General features: G+C 41.4%; 17 protein-coding genes. 11 read left to right on the forward strand and 6 right to left on the reverse strand.

Annotated elements, in window-relative coordinates:
• Positions 1–53: 53 nt before the first annotated feature.
• On the reverse strand, positions 54–2,627 hold the full coding sequence (gene mutS, locus HCZ11_RS12570) for a DNA mismatch repair protein MutS (protein WP_167658564.1): 2,574 nt from the start codon (positions 2,625–2,627) through the stop codon (positions 54–56).
• A gap of 21 nt (positions 2,628–2,648) precedes the next feature.
• Here mutS and HCZ11_RS12575 point away from each other — a divergent pair, with 21 nt between their 5' ends.
• Complete coding sequence (locus HCZ11_RS12575; RefSeq protein WP_130050705.1) at positions 2,649–3,146, forward strand: nicotinamide-nucleotide amidohydrolase family protein; 498 nt, start codon at positions 2,649–2,651, stop codon at positions 3,144–3,146.
• A 58-nt stretch (positions 3,147–3,204) separates the two neighbouring features.
• A complete protein-coding gene (recA, locus tag HCZ11_RS12580; protein WP_130050706.1) occupies positions 3,205–4,251 on the forward strand; it encodes a recombinase RecA in 1,047 nt (348 codons plus the stop codon).
• Positions 4,252–4,458: 207 nt separating this feature from the next.
• Here recA and HCZ11_RS12585 read toward each other — a convergent pair whose 3' ends face one another.
• From HCZ11_RS12585 to HCZ11_RS12595, 3 genes are all read right to left on the reverse strand, one after another.
• The gene (locus HCZ11_RS12585) at positions 4,459–4,812 is read right to left on the reverse strand and encodes a hypothetical protein (RefSeq protein WP_167658565.1); all 354 of its coding nucleotides are present in this window, start codon (positions 4,810–4,812) and stop codon (positions 4,459–4,461) included.
• A gap of 153 nt (positions 4,813–4,965) precedes the next feature.
• Entirely contained in the window at positions 4,966–7,089 is a 2,124-nt protein-coding gene (locus tag HCZ11_RS12590; RefSeq protein ID WP_130050707.1) for a TonB-dependent siderophore receptor, read from the reverse strand.
• A gap of 191 nt (positions 7,090–7,280) precedes the next feature.
• Positions 7,281–8,447, reverse strand: a complete 1,167-nt coding sequence (locus HCZ11_RS12595) for a DcaP family trimeric outer membrane transporter (RefSeq protein WP_130050708.1) — start codon at positions 8,445–8,447, stop codon at positions 7,281–7,283.
• 282 nt (positions 8,448–8,729) lie between these two features.
• On the opposite strand from HCZ11_RS12595, the gene acs reads away from it, so the two are divergent.
• Positions 8,730–10,670: an acetate--CoA ligase gene (gene acs, locus HCZ11_RS12600; RefSeq protein ID WP_130050709.1), complete on the forward strand. Its 1,941-nt coding sequence runs from the start codon at positions 8,730–8,732 to the stop codon at positions 10,668–10,670.
• Between the two features lie 96 nt (positions 10,671–10,766).
• Positions 10,767–11,417 carry a response regulator transcription factor gene (locus HCZ11_RS12605; RefSeq protein WP_130050710.1) on the forward strand — a complete coding sequence of 217 codons (651 nt, stop codon included), beginning with the start codon at positions 10,767–10,769 and terminating at the stop codon, positions 11,415–11,417.
• Between the two features lie 55 nt (positions 11,418–11,472).
• On the opposite strand, the gene purU is transcribed toward HCZ11_RS12605, so the two are convergent.
• Entirely contained in the window at positions 11,473–12,303 is an 831-nt protein-coding gene (purU, locus tag HCZ11_RS12610; protein ID WP_130050711.1) for a formyltetrahydrofolate deformylase, read from the reverse strand.
• Positions 12,304–12,643: 340 nt separating this feature from the next.
• Between purU and HCZ11_RS12615 the strand changes: the two genes are divergently transcribed.
• Positions 12,644–14,005 (forward strand): hypothetical protein, encoded by a 1,362-nt coding sequence (locus HCZ11_RS12615; RefSeq protein ID WP_167658566.1) that lies wholly within the window; start codon positions 12,644–12,646, stop codon positions 14,003–14,005.
• Between the two features lie 105 nt (positions 14,006–14,110).
• Positions 14,111–16,714: a DUF2339 domain-containing protein gene (locus HCZ11_RS12620; protein ID WP_167658567.1), complete on the forward strand. Its 2,604-nt coding sequence runs from the start codon at positions 14,111–14,113 to the stop codon at positions 16,712–16,714.
• A gap of 23 nt (positions 16,715–16,737) precedes the next feature.
• Here HCZ11_RS12620 and HCZ11_RS12625 read toward each other — a convergent pair whose 3' ends face one another.
• Positions 16,738–20,178: a PAS-domain containing protein gene (locus HCZ11_RS12625; protein WP_167658568.1), complete on the reverse strand. Its 3,441-nt coding sequence runs from the start codon at positions 20,176–20,178 to the stop codon at positions 16,738–16,740.
• A gap of 387 nt (positions 20,179–20,565) precedes the next feature.
• Between HCZ11_RS12625 and HCZ11_RS12630 the strand changes: the two genes are divergently transcribed.
• The 5 genes from HCZ11_RS12630 to HCZ11_RS12650 all read left to right on the forward strand — a co-directional run bounded on the left by HCZ11_RS12630 (position 20,566) and on the right by HCZ11_RS12650 (position 25,612).
• Positions 20,566–20,829, forward strand: a complete 264-nt coding sequence (locus HCZ11_RS12630; RefSeq protein WP_130050715.1) for a DUF4212 domain-containing protein — start codon at positions 20,566–20,568, stop codon at positions 20,827–20,829.
• A gap of 10 nt (positions 20,830–20,839) precedes the next feature.
• Positions 20,840–22,564, forward strand: a complete 1,725-nt coding sequence (locus tag HCZ11_RS12635) for a sodium:solute symporter family protein (RefSeq protein ID WP_167658569.1) — start codon at positions 20,840–20,842, stop codon at positions 22,562–22,564.
• A 119-nt stretch (positions 22,565–22,683) separates the two neighbouring features.
• Positions 22,684–24,522 carry a DUF294 nucleotidyltransferase-like domain-containing protein gene (locus HCZ11_RS12640; protein WP_167658570.1) on the forward strand — a complete coding sequence of 613 codons (1,839 nt, stop codon included), beginning with the start codon at positions 22,684–22,686 and terminating at the stop codon, positions 24,520–24,522.
• An 8-nt stretch (positions 24,523–24,530) separates the two neighbouring features.
• Complete coding sequence (locus tag HCZ11_RS12645; RefSeq protein WP_130050718.1) at positions 24,531–25,154, forward strand: 3'-5' exonuclease; 624 nt, start codon at positions 24,531–24,533, stop codon at positions 25,152–25,154.
• A complete protein-coding gene (locus HCZ11_RS12650; protein WP_167658571.1) occupies positions 25,151–25,612 on the forward strand; it encodes an isoprenylcysteine carboxylmethyltransferase family protein in 462 nt (153 codons plus the stop codon). The genes HCZ11_RS12645 and HCZ11_RS12650 overlap by 4 nt, the downstream gene beginning before the upstream one ends.
• The last annotated feature ends 242 nt before the right edge of the window (positions 25,613–25,854 follow it).

The following is a 25,854-nucleotide window of genomic DNA, read 5'->3' on the forward strand; positions in this document are numbered from 1 at the left end:
GAACACACAAAAAAGCTGACGTAATGTCAGCTTTTTTTATATCAACTTTATACCTACAGTAAATCTTTTAATTGATACAGTAGTTGGTGAGCTTGCCTTGGCGTTAAGCTATCTGGGTCAAGCTGTTCTAAGGTTAATTCAAGCTCGGAAGGTTCATCATCAAAACTTAATGTTTGTTGTTGCTGCTCAATTGGGGCTGTAACAGGTTGGTGATTTTCGAGCATTTTAAGTTTCTGTTTTGCTTGTTGGATTACCGCCTTTGGCACACCTGCTAGGGCTGCAACTTGTAAGCCAAAGCTCTTGCTTGCAGCGCCTTCAAGAACGGTATGCATAAAGGCAATTGTGTCGTTATGCTCAATGGCATCTAGGTGCACATTCACCAGTCCTGTTTTTTGCTCGGCGAGTTCTGTCAACTCAAAATAGTGGGTCGCAAATAAGGTTTTGGCGGCAATTTTTGATGCTAAATAGTCAGCTGTTGCATAGGCAAGCGATAACCCATCATAGGTTGAGGTGCCGCGACCAATTTCATCCATCAGCACCAGTGATTGTGCTGTAGCATTATTTAAAATCGTTGCAGTTTCTGTCATTTCAACCATGAAGGTTGAGCGCCCTGATGCTAAGTCATCACTTGCGCCAATACGCGTAAAGATACGGTCAATATTACCGATTTCTGCACTATCAGCAGGAACGTAACAGCCAATGTGGGCCATCAGAACAATAAGCGCAGTTTGACGCATGTAGGTTGATTTACCACCCATATTTGGACCTGTGATAATCAACATTTTACGGTCGTTATTAAGCTCTACTGGATTGGCAATAAACGGGTCTTTCATAACCTGCTCTACCACCGGGTGGCGACCTTGTTTAATACTTATGTTATCGTTATCGCACAGTATTGGCTTAGCATAATTAAGCGCCTGCGCTCGTTCTGCTAAATTGTTCAGTACATCTAAGTCTGCCAGTACGGCTGCCATTGTTTGTAGCTGCTCAATGTGCGGAGCAATAAACTCAAATAATTGCTCATATAGCTGTTTTTCAAGCGCGAGGGCTTTTGATTGGCTACCAAGTACTTTATCTTCGTGCTCTTTAAGCTCAGGGATGATATAGCGCTCATTATTTTTTAGCGTTTGGCGGCGAATATAATCCGCAGGAACTAAATGTGAATTAGCGCGGCTTACTTCAATAAAAAAGCCGTGGACCTTGTTATAGCCAATTTTTAAGGTGCTAATGCCTGTACGCTCACGCTCACGTTCTTCAAGCTTTTCAAGAATATCTGTTGCACCTTGGCTTAGCGCACGCCACTCATCAAGTTCGCTGTTATAACCTGGTGCAATTACACCCCCATCACGGATAAGCACCGGTGGGGTTTCGATTACAGCACGTTCTAGTAAATCTTGTAGTTCAGGTAACTGTTGCGACTTTGCAATAATTTGGCTAATACGCGGATCGTTAGCATCCATAAGTAATTCGTGTAGTGGCGCTAGAGCCTGCAGTGCACTTCGAAGGCGCGTTAAATCACGCGGCCTTGCTGTGCAAAGCGCTAAACGTGCAATAACACGTTCAATATCGCCAATTTGCTTTAACGATTCTTGTAGCTCACCACATAATTGAGCATTGATAATTGCGCTGATAGCGTTTAGTCGCGAATTGAGCTCTGTTTTGCTGCGCACTGGGGTATGAATACGGCGTTTTAATAAGCGAGAACCCATTGCAGTCGCTGTTTTATCAAGTACTTGTGCAAGTGTATTCTCGTAACCGCCCGATAAATTAACTGTTAGTTCAAGGTTTTTACGGGTCGCTGCATCTAAGATCACCGCGTGTTCATTTTGCTCAAGGGTAATAGCACGAATATGCGGTAAGGCAATGCGCTGAGTATCTTTTACGTATTGCATTAAGCAGCCTGCAGCAACTAAAGCCGCGTGTGCTTTGTCTACACCAAAACCTACTAAATCTTTGGTGCCAAATTGGTCGCATAGTAAATGCTGAGCAGTATCTAAATCAAACTCCCATTCTGGGCGGCGACGCACGCCTTTGATATGCTCAATTAGGTGAACATTTGCAAATGTTTCACTATAAAGCAGTTCAGCAGGGGCTAAACGCTGTAATGTTGAACTAAACGCTTCATCCGTATTAACTTCTAATACATTGAATCGGCCAGAGTTAATATCTAAATAAGCAATACCATAAGCGCCTTGTTTATTTTGCCAAATACTGGTTAGCAGGTTGTCTTGGCGTTCTTGTAACAGCGCTTCGTCAGAAATCGTGCCCGGCGTAACAATACGTACTACTTTACGTTCAACTGGGCCTTTGCTGGTAGCAGGATCACCAACTTGTTCACAAATAGCCACTGATTCACCCATTTGTACAAGGCGAGCTAAGTAGTTTTCGACTGCGTGATAGGGTACGCCTGCCATTGGTATTGGATCACCACCGGCTTTACCACGATGTGTTTGAGAAATATCAAGAAGTTGTGCTGCACGCTTGGCATCATCAAAGAAAAGTTCGTAAAAGTCGCCCATACGATAAAACAATAAAATGTCCCGATGCTCGGCTTTTATTTTTAGATACTGCTGCATCATAGGGGTTTGTTGTTTTATAGTGTGCGGTGCATAAAGATCAAACGACATGTATTTACCCAAAGGCTGAATATGAAATTACATCAAGAGATTAAAACACTTGCTGCGAAATTAGGATCTATTTTAACGGATAAACGCTTATGGATCACTACCGCAGAATCATGCACCGGTGGTGGCGTTAGTTATGCCTTAACTGATACCCCTGGTAGTTCTAACTATATTGATCGAGCGTTTGTCACTTATAGTAATCAAGCAAAACAAGAGCTAATTGGCGTAAATGAGCAAACTTTAAACAGTTTCGGTGCGGTTAGTGAACAAACAGTTGTTGAAATGGCATCGGGTGCTGCTAAAGCTGCAAACGCAGATATCGCAATAGCTATTTCAGGTATTGCAGGCCCCGGTGGTGGAACACTGGATAAGCCTGTGGGCTTAGTATGGTTTTGTATTCATTTTTCAGGTAAAAACTACCCAAGCCAGCAGGTTTTTTCTGGCGATAGAGCTGAAGTTAGGCTGCAAGCTATTGTTTATTCATTAAAAAGTATAATTGAACTGATAAAATCTGAAAATTAGCTTGATACTGTGATTTCATACAGTATACTGTCTGCATTAGCCGGATTTGGAGAACAGAATGAACGATAACAAACAAAAAGCCTTAGACGCTGCTTTATCACAAATTGAGCGTCAATTTGGTAAAGGCTCAATTATGAAACTGGGCGACAACAAAGCCCTAGATATTGAAGCAATCTCAACAGGTTCACTGGGTATCGATATCGCATTAGGTATTGGTGGTTTACCTACGGGTCGTATTGTTGAAGTGTATGGTCCTGAATCATCAGGTAAAACAACGCTTACTTTACAAGTTATCGCTGAAGCTCAAAAGCAAGGTAAAACCTGTGCATTCGTAGATGCTGAGCACGCTCTAGATCCTGTATACGCACAAAAATTGGGTGTAAACATCGATGACTTACTTGTTTCTCAGCCAGATACTGGTGAGCAAGCATTAGAAATCTGTGACATGTTAGTTCGTTCAAGTGCTGTTGATGTTGTGATTGTTGACTCGGTAGCAGCTTTAACACCTAAAGCTGAAATCGAAGGCGACATGGGTGACTCACACATGGGTCTTCAAGCTCGCTTAATGTCACAAGCATTACGTAAGCTTACAGGTAACATCAAGCGTTCAAACACGCTATGTATTTTCATCAACCAAATCCGTATGAAAATTGGTGTTATGTTTGGTAACCCTGAAACAACAACGGGTGGTAACGCACTTAAGTTCTACGCTTCAGTACGTATCGATATTCGTCGTATTGGTTCAGTGAAAGAAGGCGATGAGGTTGTAGGTAATGAAACCCGCGTTAAAGTAGTTAAGAATAAGGTTGCTCCGCCGTTTAAACAAGCTGAGTTCATCATTATGTATGGTGAAGGTATTTCTAAACAAGGCGAGTTAATAGACCTAGGTGTTAAGCATAAGATTGTTGAAAAATCAGGTGCTTGGTATAGCTACAATGGCAACAAAGTTGGTCAAGGTAAAGCAAACTCAATTAAGTTCTTAAAAGACAACCCTGAGATCGCAGATGAGATCGAAGGTAAGTTACGTGAGATGCTATTACTTCAAGCAACTGTGCAACCTGAAGATGGTGAAGATGCAGGCCTAATAGCTGAAGACGAGCTATAAGTACCGCTAAAAAAGTACAGTTAAGCGTGATTTGACCCGCACTTAACACAAAAAGACCGCTACATTGTTAGCGGTTTTTTTATGGGTGCTTGTAGCAGCGATTTTATATCGCGTTTAATTGCTTGATGCGTAATAACGCGGGATAAACCCGCAGCTGTTGGAGTAGGCAGTAGTTTGTCGCATTTTCAATTCAGTGACAATTTTAAGTTATTTTACACGTTCAATATATTCGCTACGACGCCATAAAATAGCAGCAAGAGTTGCCAGAGGGATTATCAAAAAAATCGCTATTGTTTCAAATAGCGCATTATCGTCATATATGAATGCCAAGCTGGTAGCCGGTATTGTCATCAGTGTGAAGATTCGATACATCAGTTCTGTGTCGGTTCGATATATTAGAGCTGTTTGGCAATCAGGGCAAGTGAATAGTTTACCATTAACCCTGTCTATTGGTGTACTCGCTTTGGCTATTGGAAACTTCCATCCACAATCTGGACATCTTCTAGAGCGTTTCGATTTTTTAGCATCCATTAATCTGTACCAAATAACTAAAATATTCATTTTTTAATACACTACAGAAAAATTTATAAGGTGCAATGAAGTGAAGGTTATTCGCTATGTTTTTTGCTCTTAGAGTAAAATGGGGTAATAAAAAAGCCGCATATGATGCGGCTTTTAATGTACTTAAAGCTTAAAACTTGTCGCTTTATAAAATTATAGCTGCCAGTTGAAAGACACTGAGTAGTTACGCGGTGCACCGTAATAGCCTTGCGCCCAGAAAAGACTGTGGATGTACTTTTCGTTGGTCACGTTATTAATGTTCAAGTTAACGCTCATATTGTCATTAATATCGTACGTTGCCATTAGGTTTAAAAGACCATACGCATCTTGCGTAGTAGTGATAAGTGCAGCATTTGTTGCCGCATCACGAACTTGTACGCGTTTTGTATCGTCTTGCCAGCGATAGTTTAAGCCAAAGGTTAAACCATCAATCTCAGGCACTTTATGAGTTACAGCAAGTTTGAACTGGTTTTCAGGTGTGTAGTCTTTTACTAACTCATCACCATCAATGTTTAGATTGCTGTAGCTGAAGCTTGCACTTAGTGTTTCGTTGATTTGACCACTAAGTTCTACTTCAATGCCATCGCTGTTAATGCCATCTGCGCCATAGTAGCGCGTGTCATCAGGTAATGAATCAGGGATAGCTACAGCAAGGCCAACTTGTTTAGCATCAAAGTAAGCAACTGTTACAAACAAGTCGTCATCAAGTAGCTGTGCTTTTACACCAATTTCGCTGCTTTTTCCTGTGATAGGGTCTAAGTAATCGCCATTAATGTCACGTTCTGTTTGCGGCACAAATGTTTCTGTGTAGCTTGCGTAAGTTGAAAAGCGCTCGTTGATATCATACACAGCACCGAAGTAAGGCACTGTTTGGTCACTGTCTTTATCTTTTGCGACGCCGTACGATTCGCCCTCAGTTTCCCAGTTTACCTGGCTCACGCCAGCTAAAACACTAAATGCGTCAGTGGCACGGATGCGCGTTGAAATATATGCAGAGCGTTGACGGCTAGTGATATCAGCACCTGTTAAACCATCAGTAAGTGTTGGAACTGGCGCAACACCATCCCAGCCACCTAGTTCAGGCATTGCTGGGAAACCATTACCGGTAGTGTAGTCATACAATGATTTATCTTTGTAATCCATATCTGCTTGGTTTACACCAAATGACAGGTCATGCTCCATACCAAATAAATTAAATTTACCTGTTGCGTAGATATCTAAAATGTCGTGCTTATCTTTGTGGTCATATTCACTCGCATAACCCGTTAAGCCAAGGCCAGTTTCTCTATCTGGTGTGCCGTAAACATAGAAAAGCTCCGAGTCTTGCTCATTTTCTAAGTGCGCGTAGCTTGCTTTTAAGAACCAAGTATTGGTGATTGCTTGCTCAATTGATAAGAACAGCTGCTCTGTCGTGTTATTCCAGTATGACCAGTCAGATGCTGTGCTGGTTGAAGCATCAAAGTTTGTTGCAGAACCATCGCTGTAATAAAGCGGTAAGGCACCCCAAAGTGGGCTGTCAGCATCTTTCTTTTGATTTACGTAGTTTGCAGTTACTACTGTACTATCAGTTAGCTGACCTTCGTAGGCTAGGTAATAAATTGTTTTATCTTGCTCGTAGCGGTCAAGGTATGACTCAGTTTTGTGCTTAGTGAATACAGCGCGTACAGCATGGTTTTCGTTAATAGCAGTTGAAGCGTCAAGCTCTAAACGCTTGTTGTCCCAAGAGCCATAGGATACAGACGCATTGACTTGTGTTTGGTAAGTAGGGCGCTTTAGAACCATGTTCACAGTTGCCGATGGGTTACCAGCACCTGTCATTAAACCATTGGCACCACGTACAATTTCAACACTATCGAAAATAGAAGTATCAAGAGTACCTTGGATTGAACCGTTGTCTTGTGGCATACCCATGCCATTAACTTGGAAGTTGGTGATCTCAAAACCGCGGGCTTTAAAATAAGTACGGTCAGTTTCGATTTGCTCAACAGTCACACCTGGCGTACTTTCTAACACTGCATTGATGTTATCAAGTGAGAAGTCATCCATTAAAGCACGTGAAACAACAGAGATTGACTGCGGTGTTTCTTTAATTGTTAGCCCTAATTTGGTTGCCGACTGTGCTTCTTCAGTGATGTAGTTTTTATGATGCTGGCCATAAACGGCAATTTTTTCAATTGCTTGTTCTTCTTTTTGTTGTTCTGCAAAAGCGTGGCCACTTAAAAGTGCTGAGGTCACAAGGCTTAATTGAGATAAGCGCAAAAATTTTGTTGATGACATGCAAAGTTCCAATTAGTTCAATGAATAGTGAAATTAATGCGTAATTTAATCTAAATGAAAATAATTTGCAATTAGGGTTTTTGTTTTAGTGAATAATTGTTTGTAAAAAAGTTTAAAGGGCATAGAAATATAAAAAGGAGATATAAAAAAAGCGGCCGAAGCCGCTTCAGGAAGTAAAACGAGTTTAAATCTTAAAACACATATTTTGCAGAGAATTGCAGACGATCCATATCGCCGTCTGCACCGCTTTCTAACTCACGCTCAGCATGTTTAAATTCAACACCAAATGTAAGCTTTTTAACAGGCGAATATAAAAGGTTGGCACTATAGCTTTGGCTCATTTCTGTAGGATCGCCAGTCACAGCAAGTAAATCTGTGTTGTTATCTGCTGAGAAGAATGAGTAAAGGAAAGTTGAGCGCCATTGGCTGTTCCAGTGTTGTTGGTAGGCAATAAAGCCTGATGTTGAATCAATTGCATCTAGATCATCACCGTCAAGAACAGCACCATTAGCTACATTTAGACCAATGTAGCGGCCTAAACCTGAACCCTGAGTAAGCATAAATTTAAGGTTATTTTGGCCAAAATTAACTTTACCTGAGGCACTGATACCAAACGATGATGTATCAGCATCAATACCATTTTGTTTATAAGTTAACTGGCGAGCAAGACCGGTAAATACTAATTCACCCCAATCAGCTTTATGTGCGTAACGTGCTGTAAAGTCTGGCATTGATGCATCATCGGTAGCTACGCGTGCTCCGCCAACAGTGACTGTACTCTCTGGGTTTTCGATAGAGAATGACCAATTACCTGTGGTGTAGCGTGCCTGTGCTTGACGGACGAACACAGTACCTTCAGCAGGACCAACGAAGTCGAGCGTTTCAGGTAATGCGCCTACGTTTTGGAAGTTTGACCAAGCTTGACCAAATAACCAACCATCATAAGTCACAAATGCTTGACGAATACGAGGCGCGTAAGAGTTACTAACACGTTCATTACCGCCTGGCGCTGAAGCAATAAAGTCGATTTCAATTTTAGTTTTAATGGTTTTACCATCGTCTAACTTTGTTGCTGTGCCTAGGTTAAAGCGAGATTGGCGTGCATGCATGTCAAACACAGCATCGCTGTCGCTGTCTGCGCCTACCGGTGTTGTACCCGGTACGTAAAAGTCACGGCCAATACTGCCGCCAGCTGGTACGCCTGCAGAGTAATCACTCCACATGGCATCAAGTTTTACATAGCCACCATAAGAAACGTCAGTGTTGCCAATGGTTGCGGCGTTAGCGGTACCTGCAAGTGCACATAAAACAGCTGAAGCTGTGAGTGTTTTTAATGCGGTTACTTTTGTTGTTGTCATAATGTGTATTCCTGTCGAAGCTACTTGTTGATTGCATTAATGTTGTTGTATCACTGTTGTTTAAGAAATGACTTCTCTCAATTATCTATTGGTCTATTAGACTAAGGTGGAATGGGTCGTTAAATCGCATCCAACCTAACATTGGACTAGATTATAGAAGGCAATTTCGAAGTTTTTTGTTAAATGGCAAGATATACAACTAAGGTCTAATACTTTCAGGGGCTTTGCTGAGTGATCCTTGAAGCAGGCCGTAGGCAAGTAATTAAAATGGAGACGACAACAATGTCAGAAAGTATCTATCCAGTACCAGCGCATATCAAGAATGCAGCACTAGTTGATAACGATAAATATAATACACTGTACAAGCAATCTATTGATGACCCTGAAGGATTTTGGCGAGAGCACGGTAAACGTCTTGATTGGTCAACTCCTTATAATAAAGTAAAGAACACCTCATTCGACAAAGGCCACATCAGCATTCGCTGGTATGAAGACGGCCAACTTAACGCATCTTATAACTGTATTGACCGCCACCTTGCCACTAAAGCCGATAAAACAGCCCTCATTTGGGAAGGCGACAACCCTGAACACAACGAAAATATTAGCTACCAACAGCTTCATGACGAAGTAGCTAAACTAGCCAATGGCCTTAAAAAATTAGGCGTATCAAAAGGTGACCGTGTCGCTATTTACATGCCAATGACACCACAGGCTATTTACGCTATGCAAGCTTGTGCACGTATTGGTGCGATTCACTCTGTGGTATTTGGTGGTTTCTCTCCATCAGCGATTGCTGACCGAATTAATGATTCAGGCGCTAAAGTGGTAATTACTTCAGACGAAGGTCGTCGTGCTGGCAATTGCGTACCACTTAAGGCAAATGTTGATGAAGCGGTATCACAAGATTCAGTTACCACGGTTGAGCACGTTATTGTGCATCAGTTAACCGGTGGTGAAGTTGAGTGGAATAGCCATGATATTTGGTGGCATGAACTTGTCGCTGACTTACCTGCTGAGTGTGAACCAGAGCCAATGAATGCAGAAGATCCGCTTTTCATTCTTTATACCTCAGGCTCAACGGGTCAACCAAAAGGTGTAGTTCATACAACCGGGGGTTATCTCGTTTATGCATCGATGACACATGAATACGTGTTTGATCTAAAAGAAGATGATATTTTCTGGTGTAGTGCTGATGTGGGCTGGATCACAGGTCACAGCTACATTGCTTATGGCCCATTAGTGAATGGCTGCACGCAAGTGGTATTTGAAGGTGTACCAACCTACCCAACAGCGGGCCGTATGGGTGAAGTGATTGATAAGCACAACGTGACTATCCTATATACAGCACCAACGGCTATTCGTGCTCTAATGGCAAAAGGTGATGAACCAACAGCTACCTCAACACGCAAAAGCTTACGCGTAATGGGGTCAGTGGGTGAGCCAATTAACCCAGAAGCTTGGGCGTGGTATTACGAGCATATTGGTAACGAAAATTGCCCAATCGTAGATACGTGGTGGCAAACAGAGACTGGTGGCATCATGATCACACCATTACCAGGTGCGACAGATATGAAACCAGGCTCAGCAACACGTCCGTTCTTTGGTATTGCCCCTGCACTATTTGATGCTGAAGGGAATACACTTGAAGGCGCGGTTGACGGCAACCTTGTTATTTTAGATAGCTGGCCATCACAAGCACGTACAGTTTATGGCGACCATGAACGCTTTGAACAAACCTATTTCTCAGCATACCCAGGCGTGTACTTCACAGGTGATGGTTGTCGTCGTGATGAAGATGGCTACTACTGGATCACAGGCCGTGTAGATGACGTACTTAACGTATCAGGTCACCGCCTAGGTACTGCAGAAATCGAAAGTGCATTGGTTGCTCACGAAGCAGTAGCAGAAGCTGCAGTAGTCGGTTACCCGCATGATATTAAAGGTCAGGGCATCTATGTTTACATCACACCAAATGAAGGTGTTGTAGTGAGCGATGAACTAACGAAAGAGGTACGTAACTGGGTTCGTAAAGAATTAAGCCCAATCGCTTCACCAGATATGATCCAATGGTCTCCGGGTCTACCAAAAACACGTTCTGGTAAGATCATGCGTCGAATTTTACGTAAAATTGCGGCAAACGAGCACCAACAGCTTGGTGATACGTCTACACTAGCCGATCCAAGTGTTGTTGATGAGCTAATCGAAAACCGATTAAATCGTTAAAATCGCGTTAAAAACTTGATTAGAAGTTGATTCTAAACGTAGTATATCGGCTGTCACTTAGAAATAGGTGTCAGCCGAATTTATTAGGAGTGAACCATGAGTCAGTTTTTAATAGCGGACGATCATCCGTTATTTCGTGAAGCGCTGAAAGGGGCATTGAGTGCTAAGTTCGCTGATTTAGAAGTGTTTGAATCGGAAAACTTTGAGACCACTTTGCAGGTGCTAAGCGAACAAGAAGATCTTGATATCTTACTACTAGACCTTCACATGCCAGGCAATGGCGATTTATACGGCCTTATTCGCATTCGCGAAGACTATCCAAGCTTACCAATAGCTGTTGTTTCTGGCAGCGAAGACATCAATGTAGTTTCTAAAGTAATGGGGTATGGTGCGATGGGATTTATTCCTAAGTCATCTTCATCAGATGATATTGCATTGGCAATCAACCACATTCTTGAAGGCGATGTTTGGCTTCCACTTGAACTTAAAGACAAAGTGGCTGCTGTTGATGGCGAAGACAAAGAAATTGCAGCGCAAGTGGCCTCACTTACGCCACAACAATATAAGGTTTTACAATACTTACATGAAGGCTTGTTAAACAAACAAATTGCTTACGAATTACATATTTCTGAAGCAACAGTTAAAGCACACATTACAGCAATTTTTAGAAAGCTAGGTGTGTATAATCGTACTCAAGCGGTATTAATTGCTTCTAAATTACAATTAGAGCCTATTGAGTCGGCATAAAAATTACTGATAACAAAAATAATAAAGAGGCCATACAGCCTCTTCATTTTATAGCTTAAGCGAACACCACTGTTCGATTACCATTAATAAACAGTTTATGCTCAGATGCTAGTTGCAGTGCTTTGCAGAACACCGTTTTCTCTACATCTTTACCCATTTTTGCCATCATCTCTGCGGTATCAGCATGACTGACATGCGTCACATCCTGTAAAATAATCGGTCCTTCATCAAGCTCGTTATTAACAAAGTGTGCGGTAGCACCGATAATTTTCACGCCGCGTTCAAATGCTTGATGGTAAGGCTTTGCACCAATAAAGGCGGGTAAAAATGAATGGTGGATATTAATAATTTTACCTTCAAAGCGCGCCACAAATTCGGGGCTTAAAATACGCATATATTTAGCTAGACCAATAATATCTGGCTGATAGCTGGCAATTAAATCACCTACTTGTTGATCATGCTCTGCACGGCTTAAACCTTCGTGCGACACCACATGAAATGGTACGCCAAAGCCTGCAGCTAGCGGAGCTAAATCTGCATAGTTGGCAATCACAGCCAGTACTTCGATATTTAATGCTTTTTCGAATTGCTTAAGTAATACACCGCCTAAACAATGGGCTTCTTTGGTGGCAAGCAATACTACTTTGGTTTTTTCGTTGCTATGCAGGGCAAGCTCTGCGCCATCAGGCAGTAGCTCAGCAAGGCTTGGTAAAAAATCATCTGAAATAACGCCGCTTAACTCTGTACGCATAAAAAAGCGTTTAGCGTCTTTATCTACAAATTCGTTATTACGTGTAATGTTTAAATTATGCTGATGACAAAGACCGGTGATCTTGGCAATTAGACCAACATCATCATCGCATTGTGTGGTTAAAATCGTGTTCATAGTCCTCATTCTAATCCCGTTTGTGTGAACACCATTATTTGCTAATTTTTTAGCGCTGCATAGCGCAAATTGAACTATCTAATAATTTATCTTATTTGATTGCTTAGGCGCCTAAAATGTAACCATTATTTACTTTTTGTGTAAAAGTAGGCTTCTTTCATTATAAATGTGATTTTCTGTCCATAATTATGATTAATTAAGTGCTTTTCTACATCATTTTCTACACTTTTTAACCTTAACGTAAGTAACTGTAAGTGAAGGTAATCGTTTGTAAAATATAGAATTTTATTGCTTTAGTTGAGTCAAAGTAGATTATTACAAACAATAAGGAATAAACTCCATGAAAAGTACTCTGCTTAAAACAATTGTTGTCACAAGTTTGCTTTCGGTGCTGGCTGCCTGTTCTAGTGACGACAGCAGCAATAGCAACAGCGGCTATGTTCAACTGTACAATGGCTCTTATAATAGCCCCTATACACGTTTATTTGTTGATGACACTGAACGTTCGGGCGCAGATTTTGGTGATGTATCAACCCGCCATAATTACAGCTCGGGTGAGTATGAGCTAAGTTTTAAGTATGTTGATGTCAACGATAGCTATATCACTATTGATGAAGAAGCCATTAAAATTAAAGACGATCAAACCCAGTTGCTAGTAATGAATGGTGATTTTGCTGAGCCAACGTTTACTGAGCTCAGTGTGCCATCTTCAAGCGAAGAGGATGAGTTTAATGTTGGCTTTTTTAATATCGTCGGCGAAGACAAGATTTACGATGTTTACATTGCCACTGATGACGGTTTATTTGATACCGCAGAGTTACTGATGACTTCGCAGTACCTGGTAGAGCCAGAACTATCTACGCTTGAGGAAGGTTATTACACTATTTATGTCACTGCCAGTGGTAGCACTGATGTGATTTTTGAATCACCAAAATTGTACTTTAATGATGAAGCAACTTACATGGCGATGATCCGCCCAAGTTATGCAACAGAAGAAGACGGCATTACCCTTGATGTAGTGACGGCAAGTAGCTCGGTGACTCAACTAAACCACCAAGACGCACAAGGCCAGTTGCGATTTATTAATACTATTGATGATTACACACAAACCCAATTTAAAGTAACAAGAGGAACAACGTCTACCAATACCGAAGTTGTAAGCAACGATAATTACTCTGAATACATGAGTATGTCACCAAATAGTTATAGCGTAGCCATGTTAGATGAGGCTGGCGACAAGATTGTTGATAACTTCTTAATGACATTAGAGCGTGAGCAAAGTGCGGTTGGTCTATTCTACAATGACAAAGATTACGGCCCTCGTATGATGACCATTGAAGAAAACCTAACACCTAGCAGCTATAGCCACACAGTTACTGTGGTTAATTTAATTGATAACTATGTAGGGCAACAGATTGATGAAGTCGATGTGTATTTCACTCTCAATGGTGAAACCGTTGATGATACTAGTAATGTCGTTGAAGGTTTAGATCAATACGACCAAAAAGAGCAGGTGGTTGATAACGAAGTTTATACAACCTATGTGGTGTTTGAAGATAACGGCCAACAGATTGTGCTATTACAACAGAGCGATATGGATTTTACTGAAGAAGGTAACTATATCTTGGTGATTGAACACGATGAAACTACTTATTCAGGTTATAAAATGACCTTAGAGCGTACGGTGACTGAACAGTCTTAACCGGCTTGAACGCAATATCGTTGTTTCTTTACTCTTGCTAAGTGTTTATTATATAAACAATTAAGGTTTTTGCTTTTTTGTTTAAAGCGTACACATGGAGTGAGTATGGACGACGGTATTGCGTTACTAATATTACTAGCATTAGTTGTTGTAGGTGGCTCAATTGCTGGCATTATTGCCTTTTTTCAACTGTCTAGTTTGAAGCGAGAAGTGGCTGCTCTTCGAATAAAACTTAACGCGCCATATATTCATAATTCACAAGCAAATACTGTAAATTCGTTTGATAGTTTAAACGAAGATCTGACCGACACTTCAAAACTAGAACCAAAGCCTGAAGCCATTAATAAGCCAAGTGAGGCAATGGCTAAAAAGCCACAGCAAACGAAACCCAAGCCTGCAACTTTTAATCCGCTAGTTAGCCAACTCGTTACACAAATTAAAGCCAATTGGCTAACTTGGGTAGGAGCGGTTGCTCTTGCCTTTGGTGGTATCTTTTTGGCCCGCTATTCACTTGAAGCCGGTTTATTATCCGAAACCATGCGACTCATACTTGGCGCTATTTTTGGTTTGAGCTTAATTGTCGCGGCTGAGGTTTTACATCGTAAAGGTATTATCTTTGATGGGTTTAGCAACTATATTCCCGCGGCGCTGGCAAGTGGCGGCTTTATTAGTTGTTTTGCATTGACCTTACTAGCCTACAGCCATTATGGCTTACTACAAGCCTTACCAGCATTTAGCATTTTAACCTTGGTCTCTTTGGCTGCAAGCTGGATGGCATTACGTTTTGGCCCCGTGCTGGCTGTAATTGGTATTATTGGCGCTTACAGTGTGCCTGTATGGGTAGATACTGGGAGTAATGACTTTGTTGCACTCCTTACTTATGTTGCTTTTGTCAGTGTATCAGCTTCGCTAGTCGCACATTACGTAAAACGGCATTGGTTGTGGTATCTGTTATGGGCGGGGCATTTAGGCTGGTATTGCTTGGTTGCAATGAGTGCAGCGAAAAACCTGCACTGGTTTATTAATCTTTATGCTCTATTTAGCATCGTATTGTTGATTGCAATTCCGCGCCTCGGACTGACTATTAAACAAATAGAATACCGCCCACATCGCTTTAAAACGCTATTGAAACAACTGCCTGACAACCCTCTGTTGTTAGCTGTTGTCATGCCACTTTATCTTTTACTCATAAGCAGTAACCAGCTACTAACCTGGCAGCTTAGTATGTTGTCGTTAGTGGCTTTACTGTTGTTTTTGGTATTAAAAAACAGTGTATGGGATCACTGGCTGATAATAGCTGTAGTGAGTGTGGTGTGCTTGCTTACAGGGCAATACAATGCAGTAGATTATTCTGAGCAGCTTTTTGTTTTTAGACAAAATTATGGAGCAGGGCTATTTTTTATTGCTTTGTTTGCTGGTTATGGGTTTTTGTTTGGTCGAAAATACCCTAAACGCTTAGGTTTTGCTTTACTCGCTTCACTTTCAAGTTTTGTGATTATTAGTTGCTTATATGTCATTACTCCCGATCATGCCTTGATGACGGCGTATCCGGTTTGGTGCTTTGTATTATTGGCACTATCTGCTTGGCTATTTAAGTTATCAATCAATAGTACAAATCCAATGCAGGTATTTAGTTACTGGCTTGGTGGTAATGCCAACATTAGTTTAGCGTTAACCATGCTATTAGAGGGTAGCAGCTTAACCTTAGCGCTTGCTGCGCAAGTGTTGTTAGTCAGTTTTTATGTCAATAAACATAAACTCAGTATTCCTACTTGGCCCCTTAAAGGCTTAGTTGGCGCTTTACTTGTTAGGTTAAGCTTTGCTCCTTGGTCAGCTGACTACAGTGATGCGCTGTTGCTCGGGATGCATTGGAGTTTAGTTGTGTACCCTGTATGTGCAGGCTTATTTTACATGGCAGCAAGGCACTGGCAGCAGCAAACTGTTCGCGTTTGGCTAGAAGGTGCCATGCTTCATTGTATCGCTTTATTTATTACCACAGAGACGAGCTATCAGTTGGTAGGGCACTATCCTGACTTTGCGGATTTGTCTGTGTATGAATATATTTTGCTGACTTGTAACTGGGGAATATTGGGATGTGTCTACCTAATGCGTTCACGATTTACTGAGCAATTAGGTAAACTTTATGAAGTTGCAGGTTTTGCTTTATTAACATTGAGTGGCTTGCTCGTACTGAAAAGCTTTACCGCTGTAAATCCGTTTTTTGAGCCGATAAATATAGGCAGTTGGCCGATTGTTAACTGGTTACTCTTACTCTGGTTAGTTCCTGCTAGTATTGCAATTTGGGCAAGCCAACTGACAAAATCTCAGCGCTATTTGCATAAGCTGTTTACAGTATTTTCAGGTGTGTTGAGTGTGTTATACATCAATGCGGAAATTCGCCACAACTGGCAAGGAGAATTTATAAATCTTGCTTTGCCGACCTCAGATGCAGAGCTTTACAGTTATTCTTTAGCTTGGCTTATCATCGGTGCTTTGGTAGTCGTGGTAGGGCAGTTAAAAACCATTACGGTATTACAAAAGTTCGGCCTAGGGATATTGGCGCTGGTGGTATTAAAAGTGTTCTTGGTTGATATGGCAAACTTAACCGGGTTACTGCGTGCTATTTCGTTTATCGGTTTAGGCTTATCGCTAGTTGCACTTAGTTGGTTGTTCCAAAAATTTAAGGCAAAGCCCTCAGCTTTGCCTTAAATCGATGTTGTTAAAAACTTTGGTTAAGCACTGTGGTTAAGCAGTGCCTTTAGTTTAGCGGGCTTAACAGGCTTACTAAGGTAATGAATTTGCTCTTTTTTGGTTTGCTGCTTTAGCGCTTCATCACGTACTGCTGTGATTAAAATTGCCGGTACTGGGCTTTGCCAGATTTCTCTTAGAGTTTTAATAAGCGTAATACCATCGCAATCATGGCCAAGCTGATAATCCATTAAAATCACATCTGGCGCACGGTGCTCTTTGGCATAGGCCATCACGGTCTCAACTTGATCAAATAGTTGATAATTTGCCTGCCATTTTTGTAATAGGCTTGCCATAGCATTAAGGTTTTCCGGGTCATCATCAACCGCAATAATGTTCATTGCGCTGCGATTCTCAACACCTTTCTTAGGAGTATCTTTTTGTTGGATAAATTGGCTTTCACCATAAGGCACTTCAATACTAAAGCGGCTACCTTTTCCTGGTGTTGAGCTTACATCTAAACGTAAAGAGAGTAAGTCAGCCATTCGTTTTACTACCCCTAAGCCAAGACCAACTCCTTTGTTATCACCGGCTTCAATACGATAAAAGTCATTGAAGATTTTTGCTTGCTCTACCTCACTAATACCAGGACCTGTATCCCATACTTCAATGCGTAAATGATGTTTACGTTTGCGACAAGCAATTAAAACTCGACCACTCTCGGTGTATTTAACTGCATTTGAAACCAAGTTTTGAATAATTCGGCGTAGGTAAGTGATATCACTGTGAACGATAATCCCCTGTGAACGTATTGTCAGTTTTAAACCTTTTTCGCTCGACATAATAGCGTATTCATTTTTCAGCGGGGCAAGTATGTCATCAATACTAAAGTGACGCGGGGTAGGGGTCATTGCCCCTTGCTCTAGCTTAGCGATTTCTAAAAGTGCCGACATTAAATGCACCGTCGAATCTAAACTAGCACCAAGCTTTTCAAAGTTGTTTAGGTTGTTACTCGAAAGGGTTTTATCATCTATAGCGGCAAGGTACAGGCGCGCCGCATTCAGCGGTTGTAAAATATCGTGGCTAGCTAAGGCCAGAAAGCGCGTTTTACTATCATTGGCTTGCTCTGCCTCTTTTTTAGCTAAAGTAAGTGCTTGCTCAGTTTGTACCCGGCTATCGATTTGTGCTTGTAAATCTTTATTGATAGTACGAATTTCTTGAGTACGCGCTTCAATGCGGTTTTCAAGATCCATGTTTACTTCTTCAAGTGCATTTTGTGTTTCGATATGCGTGGTGATATCAGAGAAACTTGTTACAAAGCCGCCATCTGGCAGTGGGTTACCTATCATTTCGAACACTTGGCCATTGCGGCGATGGCGAATAAAGTGATGGGGCGTGCCATTTTTAAGGTGCTGTACACGTTTTTCTACATGACGCTCAACTTCACCTGGGCCACATTCGCCGCGCTCGGCATTGTATCTGAGCACGTCTTCAATAGGTTGGCCGACTTCGAGAAAGTCATCTGGGTAGGCAAACATCTCTGCGTAGCGTTTATTCCATGCCACCAAATTCAGTTCTTTATCAACAACCGAAATACCATGACTGAGGTTTTCAAGAGAGGTAAATAGTAAGTTTTGGTTAAATTGCAGAGCTTGCGTGGTTTCATCAAAAAAGTTAACGACTTCTTCAAAGGCCATGCGTTTACCAGAAGCAACCGTGTGGATCAGCGCTTGTGCTGAAGATGCACCAAGCACACCGGTTAAGGCACGTTCACAATAAGCGATAAACTCAGGCTCTGGGTGTGCGTTGTTATCATCTAAGTTATTGGATAACGCAAAGTGAGCCAATACTTGTTGTGAGCGCTGCACACCTAAGAAGGTTTGTAGCAGCACTTTAAAGTCATAAACAGTGGCTTTAACGTTTTTATTTAAGCGTCTTGCGAATACTGCTTGCTCTTTAGGATTAACAAAAGCAGCTGCTTGAATTTTATCAATTAAACGTTCATCCGCTCCGAGCGAAAAACTAATGTAACAACCTATATTTGCAAATAAAGCGATTAGGGTGCCACGAGTAATAAGTGTTTGTTGCAGCTCTGCGTTTAGGCTATTACCCGCATCTAAAATAGGCAGCATTAAGAACAAGACCCAACAAATGAAGCCTGCTAATAATCCGGCATAAACTCCATAAGCATGACCTTTTCGCCAATATAAGCCACCAACAATGGCTGGGAGTAATTGTGATACCAAAGAAAAGGCGACTAAACCCATACTAGCGAGTGCTTTACCATGGCCAAACCATTGCTGGTAGAAATACGACAAAATCAAAATACCAGCAATTGTGAAGCGTCTTACTAAGAGAATTTGTGACTTATAGCTGCTGGTGATGAGGTTACGTTTAAACTTACGACGCAGCATTAACGGCAGCACCACATCATTTGAGATCATGGTGCTGAGTGTGAGTGTGGCTACTACAATCATCGCCGTCGCCGCTGATAGACCACCAATAAATACAAAGGTCGTTAAAAAGGCGTTCTCGTGCATTAGCGGCAGTGCTAACACAAAGCTATCAGGTGAAAAACCACTGCCAATGCCTGGGTGTATAGCTGCAGTGGCAATAGGAAAAATCATTGCTGCTGTAAGCAACAAATAAAGTGGGAATGCCCAGCGGGCAGTATAAAGGTGGCGTTTATCTTGGTTATCGACCACCGTAACGTGGAATTGCCTTGGTAAACAGATAATCGCTGCTGCCGCCATTAGTGATTGGCCAATAAAGTTAAAACTAAAAAAGTCGAAGTTCTGCCAGTGCTGCCAAATAGAGCCCGTTAGCTGCTCGGTTTGCACCGTACTTAAATTAAATAATGTGTATAAGGCAAGCCCAGCAACGGCCACTAAAGCCAGCAGTTTAATCATAGATTCAAAGGCAACAGCAAGCATCAGCCCTGAGCGATATTCGGTTACATCCACCTTACGAGTACCAAAGAATATCGCAAACATTGCCATGATGAGTGTTGCTGAAAGTGCCAGCATAGAGCCGGAGATACGATTGTCGTTTTGTAACAGCAAGAAGCTGCTGCTAAGTGCTTTTAATTGGAGTGCGATATACGGAATCGTCGCTAATAAAGCGATAATCGTCACCATAATGGCGGTGGTTTGCCGCTTACCATAGCGAGCTGAAATAAAGTCGGCGATGGTGGTGATATTTTGCTTTTTACTTACTAGTACTAATTTGCGTAAAAATCCTTGGCCGAAGAAAAATAACAGCGCAGGGCCAATTAATATAGGTAAGTAATTCCAACTGCTGGTGGCTGCTGTTCCGACCGAACCGTAATAAGTCCAAGATGTACAGTAAATTCCTAATGAAAAAGAATAAACAAATGGGTGGTGACTAATTCTTTTTGCAAGAGGAGTGGTTTTGTCTCCCCAATTTGCCAACCAAAACAACACGCCAATATAGGCGAGTGCAACAAATAAAAGCGCAGCTGTCATGTTTAAATTCAGTAATTATTGTAATAACACTACCTTACCAGAATTATGAGCGATTTCGATGGCAAGATTTTTTGCAATAATTATTAATAAAATACAAGTTATTGATATTTAATAAATAGTGTTGTTTTTTGTGTTGTTATTAGACTAATGTCGCAGATCATTCGTTTTTACTATTTTCGCTATTTCGTAAATTTATCTTTGTAGGTTAAGTCGTTGTTAAATATTGTTTTTTACTGTTTGTTAACAAATGGCGTTCTGCAGTTTACGTAAACGTAAACTAGCTGTTACGACTATGGTCTCAATTCCATAAATCAGAACCCTTGCTAACTTAGTTAATGACAACTAATACCACTCATTACTTTTTTGTAATGCATAAGGGGATAAAAAATGGCTTTTAAAGATGAAGAACAAGCAAAAGCTTATTGGGCGGAAAACCTCGCACTGCTATTTAAATTATTAGCAATTTGGTTTGTCGTGTCATTTGGCTTCGGCATTTTACTGGTAGACGTACTTAACGAGGTACGTTTCTTTGGGTTTAAACTCGGCTTCTGGTTCTCCCAGCAAGGCGCTATTTACACCTTTGTTGCTTTGATTTTTGTTTACGTTTTCAAAATGAATACGTTAGATAAAAAATACGGCGTAGACGAATAGGAGCTAAGCAATGGATGTTCAAACACTCACGTTTATTATCGTCGGTTTAAGCTTCGCGCTTTATATCGGCATCGCAATCTGGGCTCGTGCTGGGTCAACAAATGAATTCTATGTTGCAGGGGGGGGTGTACCGCCGCTGGCAAATGGTATGGCAACCGCTGCTGACTGGATGAGTGCGGCATCGTTTATCTCAATGGCGGGTATTATCTCGTTTGCGGGTTATGACGGTGGTGTATATCTAATGGGTTGGACAGGTGGTTATGTACTACTTGCACTTTGTTTAGCTCCTTACCTACGTAAGTTTGGTAAGTTCACGGTACCAGATTTCATTGGTGACCGTTACTACTCACAAGCTGCACGTGTTGTTGCAATTTTATGTGCCATCTTTATTTGTTTCACATACATCGCAGGTCAAATGCGTGGTGTAGGTGTGGTTTTCTCTCGCTTCTTAGAAGTAGATATTGAGACCGGTGTTTACATTGGTATGGTGATTGTATTCTTCTACGCTGTATTAGGCGGTATGAAGGGAATTACTTACACGCAAGTAGCTCAGTACTGTGTATTAGTATTTGCTTATCTTGTTCCAGCAATCTTCATTTCAATGATGATGACAGGTCACTTCTTCCCACAAACAGGTTTTGGTGCAACGCTTAGCGATGGCTCAGGACAGTTTGTACTCGATAAACTAGATGGACTCAGTACCGAGCTTGGCTTTGCGCAATACACTGAAGGCTCGAAGAGCATGATTGATGTATTCGCAATCACTGGCGCGTTAATGGTTGGTACTGCAGGTTTACCGCATGTAATCGTTCGTTTCTTCACTGTTCCTCGTGTTAAAGACACGCGTATATCAGCTGCTTGGACACTTGTTTTCATTGCAATTGTTTATACAACAGCACCTGCTGTAGCGTCATTCGCTCGTGTAAACATGATTGATACAATTAACGGTAAAGACGGTAGCGGTACAGAGTACGCTGAAGCACCAGCTTGGGTTAAAAATTGGGAAAGAACAGGCTTAATCACCTTTAACGATAAAAATGGTGACGGCAAAATGTTCTACTCAGCAGGTAAGATTGATGATCCAAACAGCGCAAACGAAGTTAAAGTTGACCGCGACATCATGGTACTTGCAAACCCTGAGATTGCAGACTTACCAGCATGGGTGATTGCATTAGTAGCAGCAGGTGGTATCGCAGCAGCGCTATCAACAACAGCAGGCTTACTATTAGTAATCTCAACCTCGGTATCGCATGATTTATTAAAACGTACTTTAAAACCAGATATTAGCGACAAACAAGAGCTACTTGCTGCGCGCTTAGCAGCGATGATAGCGATTGTAATTTCAGCTTACTTTGGTATTAATCCGCCAGGGTTCGTGGCCTCGGTTGTTGCCTTTGCCTTCGGCTTAGCAGCGGCGAGCTTCTTCCCTGCAATCATTATGGGTATCTTCTCTAAGAAGATGAATAAAGAAGGTGCGATTGCGGGTATGGTGACAGGTATTACATTCACAGCGGCTTATATTATCTACTTCAAGTTCGTAAGCCCTGAATTGAATGCACCGGCACACTGGTTATTTGGTATCTCACCTGAGGGTATCGGTCTAGTTGGTATGATTGTTAACTTTGTAGTTGCAGGTATCGTACTTAAACTAACAGCTGAAACACCGGTTGAAATCCAAGAAATGGTTGAAGGTATCCGTAACCCTAAAGGTTCGAGCGCAGCACACGCGCACTAATAAAACCATTTTATGAGAACACACTCTTGAAGTTCAAAAGCCCGACTTAAGTCGGGCTTTTTATTTATTTCAAACAGGGGTAGTGTAGATATTGTCTCTATTCTATAGCGAGAATGACCATGAATACCGAGCAACAGGAAGTCGCCCAATTTGTGATGCAACAAACGCCATTTAATCAGCTTGATAGCGCTGCATGCGAGTACTTTGTTAACCATCTCGATATTATTTATCTGACCCGAGAAAATCAAAACCAGTGGTTAAGTTCAGATAACTTAAGATTATTTTTAATTCGTTCTGGCGATTACGATTTAGTTGACCCAAAAGGAGATGTGATCACTAAGTTATCGAGTGGCGATTACTTTGGTTTTCCTTCACTGTTAACTGGCGAAGCGATTCAAAATAGCATTTCAGTGCAAAAGGAAGGCATTGTTTACATGTTAAACCAAGCGGCATTTGATTATTTACGCCGTGAGTACAAGGTATTTGAGCAGTACTTTGTTCGCGCCCATAAAAACCGTTTATTGTCGTCCCATTATAAGAGTCAAAACGAAAGTTGGTCCGAGAAAAAAATCTGCGAATTGATGAATCGTAAGGCCGTTACCTTGGCGCCAGATGCAAGTATCCGTCAAACTGCTAAAAAAATGAAACAACAGGGGGTTTCGTCGATTATGTTAACTGAACATGATCGCCTCGTTGGGGTTGTCACCGACAGAGACTTACGTAACCGCGTATTGGCAGATGAGGTTGACCCACAAGAGCCTGTTAGCAGTATCATGACTTGTAAGCCCAAGTTTATTTTTGAAAATAATCGCGTGTTTTCTGCTTTACACTTAATGCTTAAACACAATATTCACCATCTACCAGTGCTTGATGAATATCACAAACCACTTGGTATGCTCACCAGTACCGATTTGCTGCGGCAGCAAAAAAGCGACCCAGTGCAATTGATTGGGCGAATTTATAAAGCACATAGCGTGGTTGATTTAAAACGTTATTCGCAAGAGATACCCGGTTTATTAAAAGGCTTTTCGAACAATATTGATGACATCTCCTTAATTGGTAAGTTATTAAGTGGCTTAACCGATGCGCTGACTTCGCGCTTGATTCGTTTGTTTCAAGAAGATAATGGTGCTGCACCAACCAGCTTTAGCTTTATCTGTTTTGGCTCTCAAGCACGAGAAGAGCAGACACTCCATTCAGACCAAGATAATGGTCTGTTGCTACCAGATGATTTAACTGAAGAGCAACAAGCGTACTTTAAACGCATGGGCGAATATGTTTGTGAGCATTTAATCGAGTGCGGTATAAAGCGTTGTCCTGGCAATATTATGGCGAGCAACTCTGAGTGTCGAATGGGAATAAGCGCGTGGAGCAATAAATTTTATAAGTGGATCACCTCACCGACTCCAGAGGCGATGCTTAATTGTAAGATATTTTTTGACTTACGTTTTATTGAAGGCTCAACTACTTTGTATGAGCGCTTTTGTGAGCAGTTAAAGCGCATTTCTAAAAATGACTTATTCTATGCGGCCATGGCGAGCGACATTAAAAATACCCCTGTGCCTATTGGTTTGTTTAATCAATTTAAATTAGAGAAAGACGAAAAGCAGCATAAGTATCTCGACTTAAAAAAACGCGGTGTGGTGATAATCAACGACATAGTACGTTTATATTCTCTCAAAGCAGGTATTCAGCGCGCTAATACCCAAGAGCGTATTGATGCATTAATGAAGTTTTCACTACTTAATAAAGATGACCTTTATAACTTAAAAGATTGTTGGCGCTTTTTAACTCAGTTGCGTTTAGGTACACAAATTAACGAAGAGGGGTTGCCTAGCAACTGCATTAACCCAAATGCTTTGAATTCATTGGAACGACATCAATTAAAAGAAGCATTTTATTTGGTTAAACAGGCGCAGCAAGCCGCCGCATTTAAGTTTGCTCGCGGTAGTTTATAGGAGGCGTTATGGTTAAACGCTGGTTAAGTCGGTATTTAGCGCGCAAGCAACTTTTGGCAGCCGATGCTTATAAAGAGCGCTATGTAGTGATAGACATGGAATTAACAGGCCTTGACCCTCGCCAGCACGAAATTGTCTCGGTGGCGTGGGTGATGATAGAAGATCAGTGCATTAAGCTCAGCGGCGCAAAGCATTTAATAAATAAAGATGTGCAAAGTTTAGAGCAAAGCCCGATTTATCACGGTATTGCAAAACAAGACATAGATACAGGCGAAAGCTTAGCAATGATCCTTGGCAAGCTGCATGAGCATTTTGATGAGTGTATTTTAGTGTTTCATAACGCGGCGCTAGACTGGGGATTTTTAAAACAGGCATGCAGAACGCTTGGCTTAGATGCTAAAGCGCGTTTAATTCTTGATACCTTTGTTATAGAAAAAAAACGCCTGCACCAGCAAGGGCACGAAATAGGCCACGATGATTTAACTCTTAGTGAATGCCGCAAGCGATACAGCTTACCGCATTATAGTTCGCACCACGCCCTCACTGATGCCATGGCAACGGCCGAGTTATTCTTAGCCCAGTGTCATCAAATTAGTCGTGGTAAGGCATTGAAAGTAGGGGAGCTAGTGTGAATCAGTTAGAATTAAAAATTCCTCCTGTCGCGCTGCTGCTGATCATTGCGTTGATGATGTGGGGCATAGCAGACTTGTTTATGGGTTTTAGCTTCTCGTTTTTCGCATCATCTTTTGTAGCACTACTCATTGCATTTTTAGGTGTGGTGTTTGCTTTATTAGGTGTTTATCAATTTCGCATGCAAGGCACGACCGTTGATCCTCGAATTCCAGAACAGTCAGCGAGTCTTGTTACAAGTGGTGTTTATCAGTTTAGCCGTAACCCAATGTATGTTGGTATGTTATTAATGCTAGTTGGTTGGGGAATTTATCTTGGCAATATTGCGAGTTTTTTAATGCTGCCGGTATTTATTCTCTATATGAATCGATTTCAAATTATGCCAGAAGAAACGTTTATGGCAGAGAAGTTTGGATTAGCTTACCAGCAATACATAAAATCTGTTCGTCGTTGGCTATAAAGGAAAAAAGTAAGAGAATGAGGTCGCTGAAGCAGTTTGACTTATCTTGACCTCTTATAAAAACTTAAAAGGTCGATTACCAAAACAGCGCCATCTAAAACATGCTAAGCAACTTTTATTTCACCTGACCTCTTATAAAAATGTCTAAGGTCGATTACCAAAACTGCGCCATCTAAAACATGCTAAGCAACTTTTATTTCACCTGACCTCTTATAAAAATGTCTAAGGTCGATTACCAAAAC

It is taken from the genome of Pseudoalteromonas sp. HF66, assembly GCF_011806445.1.
Taxonomy (GTDB): domain Bacteria; phylum Pseudomonadota; class Gammaproteobacteria; order Enterobacterales; family Alteromonadaceae; genus Pseudoalteromonas; species Pseudoalteromonas apostichopi.